Origin of the sequence: Vagococcus humatus, assembly GCF_003950325.1 — a bacterium.
Classification (GTDB): Bacteria; Bacillota; Bacilli; order Lactobacillales; family Vagococcaceae; genus Vagococcus_C; species Vagococcus_C humatus.
In genome coordinates, this window is record NZ_PXZH01000004.1 from 1 (window position 1) to 13,862 (window position 13,862).

Annotated in this window: 14 protein-coding genes; 1 reads left to right on the forward strand and 13 read right to left on the reverse strand. The window is 36.4% G+C overall.

The features are described 5' to 3' along the window. The coding region (locus C7P63_RS07600) for a DAK2 domain-containing protein (RefSeq protein WP_133306826.1) at nt 1–1,564 on the reverse strand (1,564 nt) is incomplete at its 3' end. A 37-nt stretch (nt 1,565–1,601) separates the two neighbouring features. Further along, on the reverse strand, nt 1,602–1,964 hold the full coding sequence (locus tag C7P63_RS07605; RefSeq protein ID WP_125943576.1) for an Asp23/Gls24 family envelope stress response protein: 363 nt from the start codon (nt 1,962–1,964) through the stop codon (nt 1,602–1,604). 263 nt (nt 1,965–2,227) lie between these two features. On the opposite strand from C7P63_RS07605, the gene rpmB reads away from it, so the two are divergent. Beyond that, nucleotides 2,228–2,416 carry a 50S ribosomal protein L28 gene (rpmB, locus tag C7P63_RS07610; protein ID WP_125943577.1) on the forward strand — a complete coding sequence of 63 codons (189 nt, stop codon included), beginning with the start codon at nt 2,228–2,230 and terminating at the stop codon, nt 2,414–2,416. Between the two features lie 83 nt (nt 2,417–2,499). Here rpmB and C7P63_RS07615 read toward each other — a convergent pair whose 3' ends face one another. From C7P63_RS07615 to gmk, 11 genes are all read right to left on the reverse strand, one after another. Then, nucleotides 2,500–3,171 carry a thiamine diphosphokinase gene (locus C7P63_RS07615; protein ID WP_424580148.1) on the reverse strand — a complete coding sequence of 224 codons (672 nt, stop codon included), beginning with the start codon at nt 3,169–3,171 and terminating at the stop codon, nt 2,500–2,502. After that, the gene (gene rpe / locus C7P63_RS07620; RefSeq protein WP_125943579.1) at nt 3,155–3,805 is read right to left on the reverse strand and encodes a ribulose-phosphate 3-epimerase; all 651 of its coding nucleotides are present in this window, start codon (nt 3,803–3,805) and stop codon (nt 3,155–3,157) included. The genes C7P63_RS07615 and rpe overlap by 17 nt, the downstream gene beginning before the upstream one ends. A 27-nt stretch (nt 3,806–3,832) precedes the next feature. After that, nucleotides 3,833–4,729 carry a ribosome small subunit-dependent GTPase A gene (rsgA, locus tag C7P63_RS07625; protein ID WP_125943580.1) on the reverse strand — a complete coding sequence of 299 codons (897 nt, stop codon included), beginning with the start codon at nt 4,727–4,729 and terminating at the stop codon, nt 3,833–3,835. A 109-nt stretch (nt 4,730–4,838) separates the two neighbouring features. Beyond that, nucleotides 4,839–6,746, reverse strand: coding sequence for a Stk1 family PASTA domain-containing Ser/Thr kinase (pknB, locus tag C7P63_RS07630; protein WP_125943581.1), 1,908 nt, complete (start codon nt 6,744–6,746; stop codon nt 4,839–4,841). Next, on the reverse strand, nt 6,743–7,495 hold the full coding sequence (locus C7P63_RS07635; RefSeq protein WP_125943582.1) for a Stp1/IreP family PP2C-type Ser/Thr phosphatase: 753 nt from the start codon (nt 7,493–7,495) through the stop codon (nt 6,743–6,745). Before C7P63_RS07635 ends, pknB begins: the two co-directional genes overlap by 4 nt. 13 nt (nt 7,496–7,508) lie before the next feature. Next, nucleotides 7,509–8,879: a 16S rRNA (cytosine(967)-C(5))-methyltransferase RsmB gene (gene rsmB / locus C7P63_RS07640; RefSeq protein ID WP_125943583.1), complete on the reverse strand. Its 1,371-nt coding sequence runs from the start codon at nt 8,877–8,879 to the stop codon at nt 7,509–7,511. Continuing rightward, nucleotides 8,879–9,820: a methionyl-tRNA formyltransferase gene (fmt, locus tag C7P63_RS07645; protein ID WP_125943584.1), complete on the reverse strand. Its 942-nt coding sequence runs from the start codon at nt 9,818–9,820 to the stop codon at nt 8,879–8,881. Before fmt ends, rsmB begins: the two co-directional genes overlap by 1 nt. Continuing rightward, nucleotides 9,813–10,307 (reverse strand): peptide deformylase, encoded by a 495-nt coding sequence (gene def, locus C7P63_RS07650; RefSeq protein WP_125943585.1) that lies wholly within the window; start codon nt 10,305–10,307, stop codon nt 9,813–9,815. Before def ends, fmt begins: the two co-directional genes overlap by 8 nt. 12 nt (nt 10,308–10,319) lie before the next feature. Next, nucleotides 10,320–12,749, reverse strand: a complete 2,430-nt coding sequence (gene priA, locus C7P63_RS07655; RefSeq protein WP_125943586.1) for a primosomal protein N' — start codon at nt 12,747–12,749, stop codon at nt 10,320–10,322. A 137-nt stretch (nt 12,750–12,886) separates the two neighbouring features. Then, nucleotides 12,887–13,186 (reverse strand): DNA-directed RNA polymerase subunit omega, encoded by a 300-nt coding sequence (gene rpoZ / locus C7P63_RS07660; RefSeq protein ID WP_125943587.1) that lies wholly within the window; start codon nt 13,184–13,186, stop codon nt 12,887–12,889. 4 nt (nt 13,187–13,190) lie between these two features. After that, on the reverse strand, nt 13,191–13,805 hold the full coding sequence (gene gmk / locus C7P63_RS07665) for a guanylate kinase (protein WP_125943588.1): 615 nt from the start codon (nt 13,803–13,805) through the stop codon (nt 13,191–13,193). Nucleotides 13,806–13,862: the final 57 nt, after the last annotated feature.

Here is a 13,862-nt window from a genome sequence, read left to right on the forward strand (position 1 = left end):
CTTCTTCTAGTTGACCTTCTTCTCCTACAATTAATGTGACAATTTCACTGTCTTCATCAACCATAGCTTTTAAAGTTGTCATAGAAGCATCAAATCGGTCTGGTTCTGACACAACAATTTTGCCCTCAACCATACCAATAAAGTCATCTGTTTTAATTACGACATGATCAATCGTTGTATCTCTAATCGCTGTCGTAATTTGACCACTTTTCACTTCTGACAACATATCTATCATAGCAGATTCATTTTCTTCAAGAGATAATTGGTCGTTAAAGCCTAACATAGCTGTCATTCCTTGAGAAATAGTCTTAGAGGGAATAACCACTACTGGAACTTCTGCGACTTCTTTAGCTTGATCCGCTGCCATAAAGATATTTTTATTATTAGGTAAGATGATGATTTTTTCTGCATTGACTTCATCAATCGCTTTAACAATATCTTCTGTACTTGGATTCATCGTTTGGCCACCGCTAATAACATAATTAGCTCCTAGGCTAGTAAATAATTTTTGAACCCCTTCCCCTGCAGCAATCGCAATCACTCCATAAGGGATTTTTTCTTTCTTAGTCGCTTGTGTTTCTGCTTCTAAAATAGTATCGTGCTGCAGACGCATATTATCTACTTTAATTTTGATTAAAGAACCAAATTTTTGTCCATAATTCAACACATTACCAGGATTTTCTGTATGTACATGAACTTTTATAATTTCATCATCAGCTACTACTAATAAAGAGTCCCCAAGTTCATTTAGATAATTACGAAATTCATCGTAATCAAATTCTTTTTCAACAGTAGGACCTTCTCCAATACGTACCATAATTTCTGTACAATAGCCAAACTTAATGTCTTTAGTAGCCACATGACCAGCTACACTACGATGATGTTCAGCGTTAACTAGTTCGTCCATTTCAGCCACATTAGGTTGATGAACTAAACTAACTACTTCTTTACCAGATAATGATTCGTAAAAACCTTCATAAATGAAGACTAGGCCTTGGCCACCACTATCTACTACTCCTACTTCTTTTAACACAGGTAATAAGTCAGGTGTCTTAGCTAAGGCTTTTTTACCGCCTTCTAAAACAGCCTCCATCACTGCAACACAATCATCGGTTTGTTTTGCTTTATTTTCACCAGCACGAGCTGCTTCTCTAGCAACGGTTAGGATGGTTCCTTCAACAGGTTTCATCACTGCATGATAGGCTGTCTCTACCCCATGAGTAAATGCTTGAGCTAACTGTCTAGCATCCAACTCTTCAAATTCTACAACCTTTTTACCAAAGCCACGGAATAATTGAGATAGAATAACTCCAGAGTTACCCCTAGCTCCCATTAATAGCCCTTTAGATAAAGCTTGAGCTAATTCTCCTACATGTTCAGATACGCTAGTAGAAACAGCTTTTGCTCCACTAGTCATAGATAAATTCATATTAGTTCCAGTATCACCATCTGGTACAGGGAAAACATTTAATGAGTTGACATATTCTGCATTTGCATTTAAACGATTTGCACCGGCTTGTACCATGGACTGGAACTGACTATTGTTGATTTTAGTAACTTTCACTGATAAATCCTCCTTAGATTATAGACATCACGATATTTTAGTCAGGCAGTACACGGACACCTTGAACATACACGTTCACAGAATTTGCCGTAATTCCAAGCATCGTTTCTAAGTTAAACTTAACTTTTTCTTGCACATTACGACTTACTTCAGAAATCTTTGTTCCATAACTAACAATCGTATACACATCAATCGCCACGCCGTTTTCTTCTTGTCTGACGACGACACCTTTTGAATAATTTTCTTTTCGTAATATTTCATTTAAATTATCTTTAATTTGATTTTTGCTAGCCATTCCGACAATTCCATAAATATCGGTCGCTGCTCCTCCGACTACTGTTGCGATCACTTCATTGCTAATTTCAATGGTTCCTGCTTGTGTTTTAATTTTCACAGCCATATAGATCTAGCCTCCTTTTGAGTAAAAATACCCAATTTGTCTCATTTTATTTTATCATAGCCGCTATTTATTTTAAAGAGAAATCATTTTTTTCTTGGCTATCTTTGATTATTTTGATACAATACTCGAATAGAATTGTTTTGTCACTTTTTTTAGATTAAAAAAATAAAAACTAATCTTGAATTATCCCTTGATTTATGGTAAATTAATTTGGTATGAGCTAGAAGTAACCGCTCGAATATCAAAGCAAAGGAGGAAGAAACATGGCAAAAGAATGTTATTTTACTGGACGTAAGTCTAGAAGTGGAAATGCTCGTTCTCACGCACTGAACGCATCAAAACGTACTTGGAAAGCAAATCTACATAAAGTTCGTATTTTAGTAGACGGAAAACCTAAAAAAGTATGGGTTTCAACTCGTGCTTTGAAATCAGGCAAAATTGAGCGTGTTTAATTTATAAACGAGATTAGAAAATGATACGAAAGTGTCATTTTTTTACTGTCAAAAATAAGCTAGGAAACGTATTGTTTCCTAGCTTATTTTTTATTATCTTTACTTTGAATGACTGCAACAATCCCACTAGAAAAAGAAAAATGCACTTCTTCTCCCACAAATTCATTACTAGCAAAACTAATCGGATAATTAGCTGTATATCGGTTCAAGGTATACTTAGCATCTTGGATAGTTAATGCTTCAACTGGGGTTAGACAAATAAAACCTAAATATTTTTTATCTCTTTCTTTTTCAACTTGATAAGAGCCTGGCTGATAATAATGAATGGTATTTTGTTTGTCAGCTAAAGAAATTTGTCTTAGATAAGGCTGAAACCTCGGCTCTAGAGGCAACCAAAGATTAGATAAAAAATGATCTAAGCGGCCACCTGTTGTGCCAATGAGTTGCACTCTACTTGTAGGATATTTTTCTAAAGCCAAAGCTAATGCTAGCTGTGTATCGGTATCATCTTTTTCAGGTTTAGCATAGTGCATATTAGCCACTACTTGTTCCAGTTGGGATAATTCACTTTTATTAAGAGAATCAAAATCCCCTACTCCTAAAGTAGGTTGAATTCCCTTTTGCCATAAATAATAGGTGCCACGGTCTACCCCTATCCACTTAGTATCTATTGGATAAGCCGTGATGTCTGGCCACAAATCAGGATCACTTCCTGCTGCAATCACTACTTGAGGTTGATTATTCAAGAGCTTCACGTAACTTTTCAATTCTTTCATGAGGGGCTGGTGCATTATAAATGTAAGAACCTGCCACAAACACATCTGCTCCAGCTTTCGCACAAAGAATCGCTGTTTCTGGCACGATACCTCCGTCCACTTCGATTTCATATGAATAGTTATGCTCTTTTTTTAGACGAGCCAATTCTGCAATTTTATCTAAACACTCTGGAATAAAACTTTGGCCACCAAAACCTGGATTAACTGTCATGACTAAGACTAAATCAGCTAAAGGTAGCACATGTTTAATTGCTTCAACAGGAGTTCCTGGATTAATCACCACACCAGCTTTCACATCAAAAGAACGAATCATTTGTAACGCTCGGTGAATATGAGGCGTACTTTCTTGATGAACAGCAATAATGTCTGCTCCAGCTTTAGCAAAATCCTCAATAAAACGTTCTGGTTCTACAATCATTAAATGGACATCTAAAGGTAGTTTAGTAGTAGGTCGAATAGCTTTTACCACATTAGGTCCTAAAGTAATATTTGGAACAAACTGACCATCCATAACATCCACATGAATGTAGTCAACACCAGCGTCTTCAACTAACTTAACGTCTCTTTCTAAATTGGCAAAATCAGCACTTAAAATCGATGGGGATAATTTCACGTAACTCGTCTCCTTTAATTCATCTCTTTATTTTTTATTTCGGCCATACATTGGCTTGCGATTTTCTATTTCCTCTAAAAACTGTAAATAATGATCGTAACGGCTTTGAACAATCTCACCTGTTTCTACTAACTTTTTCACTTGGCAATGAGGTTCATGCACATGTAGACACTCTCTAAATTTACACTGTTTAGATGCTTCATTTAATTCTGGAAATTGCTTGGATAACTCAACTGGTTCAATTTTTTGAAAATCTAAAGAACTAAAGCCTGGGGTATCTCCTACCAACCCTTTAGCAACTGGAATTAATTCTACATGACGGGTAGTATGACGACCTCTTCCTAAAGCATCAGATATTTCGCCTGTTTTCAGTCCTAATTCTGGGGATAATTTATTAAGTAAGGTAGACTTTCCTACCCCAGATTGTCCTATAAACACTGTTACCTTATCTTTGAAACAATTAGATAGTTGATGCAAACTTTGTGTCTCCATTTTTCTATCAGGTAAAAAAACTTGGTAACCGATTGCTTCATAATGTGCTTGTTGCTGCTGCATACTAAGATAAGCCTCTTCTGTTAGTAAATCGGTTTTAGTTAAATAAATTAAAGGTTGAATCTTTTCATATTCTAAAGTAACTAAAAACCTATCTAATAAATTAGTAGAAAATTGGGGCTCTACACAACTCATCACAATAACCCCTTGATCAATATTAGCAATTGGAGGTCTGACTAATTCATTTTTACGAGGAAATACTTTTAAAATATATCCTTCTGTTAAATTGTCACTTTCAAATTCTACAAAATCTCCCACTAAAGGAGTAATTTTATGTTTTCTAAAATTACCTCTGGCTCTAGTTTGATAAGTTTGTCCTTCTTTGTACACATAGTAAAAGCCACTTAATGCTTTTCTAATTTGTCCTTTCACACATGCACCTCCTTTTCTCTCTCACTTGTTCATCATACCAATAATCATCTCGTTAGTCGATAAATTATCACAAAAAAAGCAGCTAGATTAACTAGCTACTTTTAACTGATTATGGATTAGAATTATTTTCTAGAGCTGGAGTATTTTCTTCTGGTTTAGAGGACTCTTCTGGTTTTGGTGGAGTAGTTTCAGAAGTAGAAGTATCTGTAGATTCTTTATCCGTAGAAGATTCTTCTGGTTCTTTTGTTTCTTCTGGCTTGTCAGGTTCCTCTGTAGGTGGCTCTGGCTGAACTGGTTTTGGTCCTTTAGAAAAAGTCACTGTAATTTGGCTACCAGCTTCCACTTCTACATCTGGTCCAGGACTTTGAGCTAATACTAATCCTTCTGCTACATTATCACTAAACTCATAAGATTCTACTAAAATTAATCCATGCTTTTCAAAATAAGACTGAACGTCTGGTTTACGGTAATTCATCAAATTGCGTAACTTAACTGTTTTAACCCCTTTACTAACTACTAGTTCGACAGTCGCACTTTCAGGATCAATTTCTTCTCCTGGATGAATGCTTTGAGAGATAACTGCTCCTTCAGGGATATCTTCACTATTTTTTTCACGTTTAGTAATATTACGCCGTTTAAATCCTTGACTTAGCAATTGATTAACCGCATCTGTATATTTATATTCTGTGTAATCTTTCATCACAATTTTATTGGAACCAGTACTTACGTACAAGGTGACTTCTGCTTTTTCTTTTGTGCGGTGATTCGCTTCTGGGTCCGTTTTAACTACCTTACCTTTTTCAATCCGATCACTTGGTACTTCTTTTACATCATCTTTAACGATTAGTTTTTTACTTTGTAGCTCCTCTATTGCAGCTTCCGTTGTTAAACCAGAAACATCTGGAACTACCACTCTTTTTGGTGCAAAGATTAAAAACAAGACAATCGCTAAAGCTCCTAATAAAGCACCAACTAACACTTTTTTCCAAGGACTTTTTTTAGGTGGTGTTTCTGGCTCTTCAGATGGAGTCGGTTGATCTTCTTTAGGACGATCAGCTGATTTAGTTAAAGGCTCTTCCGTCTGTTGAGATAGATACTCATCCATTTCTCCTACATCACTATTAGAGATTGGTTCTAAAATTTTGGTTTCAGCTAACATAGTTTGCGGAGTAAACAAAGGTTCTCCGTATCTAGCTGGTGAAAGAGCTGTACTGATGTCCTCTGACATTTCTTCTGCAGACCGGTATCTATCCATAGGTTCTTTAGCCGTTGCTTTTAGCACCACGTTTTCTAAAGCTTGAGGAATACTTGGATCTACCTGTGTAACAGAAGGAATCTCATTTTGGAAATGTTTTAAAGCAATTGAAACAGCTGACTCTCCTTCAAAAGGAACTCCACCTGTTAACAATTCATACAAAATAATCCCTAAAGCATAGATATCTGACTGTTTCGTAGCCATACTGCCTCTGGCTTGTTCAGGAGACAAGTAATGAACAGAGCCTAATAAGGTATTAGTTTGGGTTAAAGATGTTTCAGATAAAGCAATCGCAATCCCAAAATCAGCAATTTTCACATTGCCATATTCATCCATCAAAATATTTTGGGGTTTTAAATCTCGGTGAATAATTCGGTGCTGATGAGCCAGAGAAATCGCTGATAAAATTTGCCGCATAATAGTCACAACTTGTTCATGAGGAATAGGAACGTGATGCTTGATAAATTTTTTCAAGTCAGTTCCTTTAACATATTCCATAACCAAGTACTGCATGCCATTTTCTTCGCCAACATCATAAACACTGACAATATTGGGATGAACTAGCTCAGAAGAGGCTAGTGCTTCACGTTGAAATCGCCTAATTGCTGCTTGATCGTCTTGAAAGTCAAAACGTAAGACCTTTACAGCAACATCTCGGTCTAATATTAAATCATGAGCTAAAAACACATTTGCCATACCACCGCTACCGATGTTACCAATGATTTTATAGCGCTCATTTATTAGTGAGCCAATTTCTATCATGCCCCGCCCCTCTCTTTCTCTGCTGAATAATCACAAATTAAAGCAGTAATATTATCAAAGCCACCTGCTTGATTTGCTTGTTGAACCAGTTGATCTAAAGCAACTTCTAAATCGGAACTAGTTTCAATAATATGTAAGATTTGATCATCAGTTAACATATTGGACAAACCATCTGAACAAAGAAGTAATTTATCTCCTGGTTCAATCTCTAGCTCAGTTACATCTGTTTCTACCGTACCAGGAACTCCAATTGAGCGGACCAATATATTTTTTCTTGGATGATGATTAGCCATCTCAGGAGTAATTTCTCCTGTTTTAACTAACTCATTAACTAACGAATGATCGTCGGTAACTTGTTTGATCTGTCCTTGTCTAATTAAGTAACACCGACTGTCTCCTACGTGAGAAAGAACCACTGATTTTTCTAAGGTAACTACAGCAACAATAGTAGTCCCCATCCCAATTTGAGTTGGGTTTTGTCGTCCTTTTTCAAAAATATCATCATTTTCTCTTTGAATATGTTGGAGTAACCACTGAATAATTTCTTGGGATGTTTCTAACTCTGTTTTTTGCCAATCTTCTCCTAAGCCGGAAATAATCAAATGACTGGCTACATCTCCCGCTTGATGTCCGCCCATGCCATCAGCTACAATTGCTAAATGCAAGTTTTTCTGGTTAGAAAAAACTGCAACTGCATCTTGATTACTTTGTCTACGTTTACCAATATCTGTGCGATATTTGATTTGCATGCTTACACCTCTTTTATCCTTTTTGCTTTAGACAACAAATGAAAAAGCCATCTGTCATGTATTGATGAGGATAAAGAGAAACAGACTGATTTTTTACTGCTTTAGGCACCATCTGACTTCCTAGAACATCAATTGTTTCAAAGTCTGGATGGTTAGCTAAAAAGCGGTCAATCACTTGTTGATTCTCTTCTTCCAAAATCGTACATGTACTATAAACTATTATACCCCATTGTTTTATTTTTTTTGCAGCGGCTTCTAAAATTTCATACTGTAATTCTGGTAATTTTTCAAAATCTTTAGGATTTTTACTATATTTAATATCTGGTTTGCGGCGCATTAAACCAAAACCTGAACAAGGAGCATCTACTAAGATACGGTCAAACTTAGTATCACGTGATGGAAAAGCTTGTTCCAAGTCACGAGCATCGCTAATATGAGTGGTTATTTTTTGCTCTACTTGTAGACGTTTAGCATTTTCTTTAATCAATTTAGTTTTGTGCTCATATATATCAAGGGCATGAACTTGACCTTGATGAGCATCGATATAAGTAGCGATATGAGTGGTTTTGCCTCCAGGAGCAGCACAAGCATCTAACACTTGATGGTTAGCTTCAAGTCTTAAACTAGGAGCTACTAACATGGAACTTTCATCTTGAATAGTTAACGCTCCAGTTTCAAATAGATGACTGCCGGCTAAGAACCCTTTTTTACCAACAATTCCAACTGGGGAAATAGCACTTGACTCAACGTCAAATCCTTCTTCTTTTAGAGCAGTTAAAGCTTGTTCTCTCGTCATCACGTCTGTATTAACTCGGGCACTCACTTTACTAGGTTCAAATAAAGACAAACCTAATGCCACAGTTTCTTCTTTTCCGATACTGGCAATTAGACGTTTTAGTAACCATTTAGGTAGACTAAGTTCAATACTCATTCTTTGAAGCTCATCTGAAATTAAACTAGTATCTGGTACGCCTTGTCTTTGCACATTTCTCAGAACTCCGTTAATGAATTTACCAATCCCACCATGTCCTTTTGCTTTTCCAATGTCAACTGCATCATTAATAATGCCATAAGCTGGTACTCTGTCCAAGTATTCTAATTGATAAAGAGAAATTAATAATAGTTGGAATACCCAGTCTTCAACGGATTGATCAGGTTTAAGAAATGAGCGTAAGTAGTACTCTAAAGTTATTTTTCGGCTAAGGGTTCCATAAACTAACTCTGTAAATAAGCCAGCATCTTCTGGTGACCAGTTATTTTCTTCAATCACTTGATTCACTAACAGATTAGAATAAGCTTGCTCCCCTTCTACACGTGTTAATAATGCCATTGCTTGATATCTTGGATTTTTTTGGATATGTTTTGCTATTTTTTTAGGTTTCATTAATTTAATTTTTCTCCCACTTCTAAAGTTCTGCCTACACCATTCAGAAATTCATGAATAGCTAATTCCCCTTTGCCTGCTGGCTTAATTTTAATTAGAGAAAGGACAGTACCTTCTCCGCAAGCGACTTTCAACTCTTTTTTACCTACTTCTATCAAAGTACCTGGTTGTTCTGTCGTAACTTCTTCAGAAACTTCACTTCCAATCAATTTCCAACGAACCTCTTGGTAGGTAGTATATGCCACCGGCCAAGGATATAGTCCCCGAATTTGGTTATGAATGTCGGTAGCAGATTGATGCCAATCTATTTTTTCTTGCTCCCTAGAAATATTCGGTGAAAAAGAAACCAGAGACTCTTCTTGTGGTTTAGGAGTTATTTTCCCCTGTAAGTAGTCTGGTAACATCTCTAATAATAACTCTTTACCTAATAAACTTAACTGTTCAAACATTGTGCCTACATTATCTTCTGGTTTAATCGGAATGGCTCTTTGACTAAGAATATCCCCAGCGTCCATTTTTTGCACCATCTCCATAATGGTTACCCCAGTTTCTTTGTCTCCGTTCATCACAGCGTAATGAACAGGTGCTCCTCCCCGATATTTAGGTAGTAAAGAAGCATGCACATTAATAGCGCCCTTTTTAGGCAATGCTAATAAGCAACTAGGTAAAAATTGGCCAAAAGCTGCCGTAACGATTAAGTCTGGTGTTAAACTCATTAATTGTTGTAGTTCCTTAGAATCTTTTAATTTTTCTGGTTGTAAAACAAGGAGTCCATGTTTTTCTGCTGCTACTTTAACAGGTGGTGGTGTTAATTTTCGCTTTCTACCGACAGGGCGATCTGGTTGTGTAACAACAGCCAACACTTCATACCCCTCTTCAATTAGTCCATCTAAAATTGGCACAGAAAAATCCGGTGTTCCCATAAAAATAAGTTTAGTCATACATATGTTCCTCCTGATAGCTCTCTAAGTCTTCTGGTTTAATCGACTCAATAATTTTATCTGTAAATAATTTTCCTTCTAAATGTTCTATTTCGTGTTGGAAAGCTCTAGCTAAGTAGTCTGTTGCAGTCACTTCGTATTCCTCTCCTTCTCGGTCAAAGTAACGAACCGTTACTTCTGAGGCACGTTCTACTGTTCCGTAGACTTCAGGAAAACTCAAGCAACCTTCCACATCAATGCTGCTGCCTGATTGACTAATAATTTCAGGATTAATTAGTTCAAACAAACCACTTTCTTCATCTATTTCAATCACAGCTACTCTTAAATTTTTACCAATTTGAGGAGCAGCTAAACCAATACCATCATGGGCAATCATAGTCTCTCTCATATCATCTAACAAGGTAATGAGTTCATCTGTGATCATGGTCACTTCTTGTGTTTTAGTTTCTAACAATTTATTTGGGTAGATAACAACTGGATATTTCATATTTTTCCTCTCTTAAATAAAGCTATTTGGCTCAATATCGATAGTTATTTTAAGACCTTGCCGGTAATCTTTTTGGCTAGTCTCAAGAATAGTCCGAAGAGCATTTGCTAGCTCTGGTTCCTGTTTATATTTGATTACTAATTGATAATAATAACGATTTTTAATACGTAAAATAGCTTTAGGAGTTGGTCCTAAAACAATTGCTTGGGGAGTTAACTGTTGTTTTAAATAACGAACTAACTCAAAAGATTTTCTGGCAGCGACTTCTTCTTGTTCATGACTAGCTACAATTTGAACTGTAAAAAAATAAGGAGGATAGTTACCTAAATGCCTCATCTGCATCTCATGTCTATAAAAAAGTTCATAGTCCTGATTTTTAGCGTACTCAATCGCATAGTGAGTCGGATTAAAGGTCTGAATAATCACTTCCCCAGGCTTATCCCCTCTTCCTGCTCGTCCGCTAACTTGGGTTAATAGTTGAAAAGTTTTTTCACTAGCACGAAAGTCAGGTAAATTAAGTGCCGTATCTGCATTCAAAACTCCTACTAAAGTCACATTAGGAAAATCCAATCCTTTAGCAATCATTTGAGTCCCTAATAAAATATCTGCCTTTCTTTCCCCAAATTTTTTCAACAAACGCTCATGAGCCCCTTTTCTCCTAGTAGTATCCACATCCATCCTTAAAATACTAGCAGTAGGAAATAGCTGTTGTAATTCTTCCTCTACCTTTTGAGTACCTGTACCGTAATATCTGATTTTATGACTTTGACAAATCGGACACTCTTTAGGAATGTTCTCTTCATGCCCACAATAATGACATTTCATTTTCAAGTTATCCATATGAAGGGTTAGTGAAATATCACAATTAGGACATGGTAAAACATAGCCACAATCTCGGCACATCACAAATGAAGAGTAACCTCTTCGGTTAAGCATTAAAACCACTTGTTCTTTTCGGTCTAAACGATGTTGGACTTTTTCTAATAACGTTTCTGAAAAACTTTGCATCGACCCTTTAGTGATTTCCTCTCGCATATCCACCACATTAACACTAGGTAAAGTAGCTTTAGTATTAGCTCGCTTAGTTAAAGGTAACAACTGATACACTTGTTTGTGGGCTCTAGCTCTAGATTCTAAAGAGGGAGTGGCACTTCCTAACACCACTGGACACTGATGATACTTCCCTCGCCAAATAGCTATGTTTCTTGCATGATAACGAGGAGTGTCTTCTTGTTTATAGCTCGTTTCATGTTCTTCATCTAAAATAATTAAGCCTATATTTTCTAAAGGAGCAAAAATAGCGGATCTAGCTCCTACTACTACTTGGGCTTCTTTCTTCTCAATTTTACGCCATTCATCGTATTTTTCTCCCTCAGATAAAGCACTGTGGAGAACTGCTACTTGATTGCCAAATCGACTTTTAAAACGGTGGACAGTTTGTGGGGTTAAAGCAATCTCTGGTACTAACATAATAGCTGTCTTCCCTAGTTTAAGCGCCTCTGCAATTCCCTGCAAATACACTTCTGTTTTACCACTACCCGTTACCCCTTGAAGTAAGAAAGTTTTATGTTGCTGTTGGTGAATGTGAGTGGTAATAGCTTGACAGGCTGCTTGTTGTTCATCATTTAGTACAAGAGGCTGACTTGGCTTAAAGGTGTGATAAGCATAAGGATCTCGTTTCACTTCCACTTCCACAAGTTCTAACCAACCATTTTCCTCACCTTTTTGAATAACTCCGCGGCTAACTTGATATTTTTTATTAGCGTCCACTAAGGTACAAACCTTATCTTCTAACTGTTGTAAAAGTGCTAAGAGTTTTCTTTGCTTATGAGCAGTTTTTCTCAAATCTTCTTTAGCCTCTTCAGCTTGTTCAAAAGAAAGTAGCGAGCGGAACCCTTGAACCATTTTTTTCTTATTCCGAGCTTTTACTTCGTATCTAACTTCTAACTTATTCTCTCGTTTTAATTTTTTTAACTCTCCCACTCTCTCAGATGAAACAGCTTCTTGGAAAGGAATTTCATCTAAACAGTGAAAGACCTGCTCGTAAATATCTTCAGGTATCTCATCAACTATTACCAACCATTTTTCATAGTCAGCTCGCATCACTCTAGGGAGCATCGTTTGTAAACAAGTAATCTTAAAAGAAAACGTTGTTTGTTTCATCATCTCAGCTAAATCAAGTAATTCTCCGTTTAATACAGGAGATAAATCCATGACTTCACTGATTGTTTTTAATTGCCCTAAAGCAGTTAATTCTTCTTCAGTTTTTTCAAGCACTTGTAAAACAAATCCTTGCACTTTTCGGTTACCACCTCCAAAAGGCACAACTACTCTCATCCCAGTTTGAACTGTTTCTGCTAAAGATAAGGGAATTAAGTAAGTAAAAGGGGTATCTGTTTGCATTGTCGGAACATCTACAATTACTTGGGCTATTTTAGTCATGTTACTCACTTCCTTTATGACTTACCGCTTATTTTACTAAATTTTTATCTGTTTGTCTTAGCTTATTCATTAAATTTCTTACAGTAAAAAACAGAACAAGCAGTCACTTGTTCTGTTTAGTGAATATAAAATTCTTATTAATGGTTGCGACGAATTTTTTCTTCTAAAGCCGCTTTTTCTTGTTCTTGCATCATTTGTTGTTCTTTTTTACGTTGCTCAATCATCGCACGTTTTAATTCAGGATTTGGATCAATAATGATATCTCCTGAGTCAATTTCTTCTAGGGCTTGTCCTACTGGTTTAACAGATTCAAACTCATCTAACATAGGGGTAGCACCTGCTTCTAATTCGTGGGCACGTTTACTAGATAAAATCACTAATGAATATTTTGAATCCACTTTTTCAAGTAAGGAATCAATGGAAGGTTTTAACATCATAATACTACAACTCCTTTAACATTTTTAAATATGAATCAATCACACGGTCAACACGTAAATGTTCACTCTTAATAATTTGTTTAATTTTTTCAACAGCTAAGGGGACACTATCATTGACCACAGCGTAGTCATACAGTGTCATCATTTCGATTTCTTTTTTAGCAATTTCCATCCGTTTTTCAATCACATCTAACTGGTCAGTTCCACGACCAACAATTCTTGACTTCAATTCGGTTAAATCTGGTGGTGTTAAAAAAATAAATACACCATCTGGTACCTGTTCTTTAACTTTTTTGGCCCCTTGAACCTCAATCTCTAAGAACACATCTTTTCCTTCATCTAGGGTTTGGTTAACATAGTCTAAAGGAGTACCATAGTAATTACCTACATACTCAGCATATTCTAACATTTTTCCTTCAGCAATCAGAGCTTCAAATTCTTCCCGTGTTCGGTAGTAATAGTCTACTCCTTCTACTTCCCCTGGACGTTTTTGGCGTGTGGTCATTGAAACTGAATATTCAAAATCATTGTCAGGTGATTCAAAAATAGCTTTGCGGACAGTTCCTTTTCCGACACCAGAGGGTCCAGATAATACAATTAATAATCCTCTTTCTGGCATGGTCTCTTCCCTTTCGTTCACGTTTCATTCCTTATAGTTTATTCTATATTATCTATT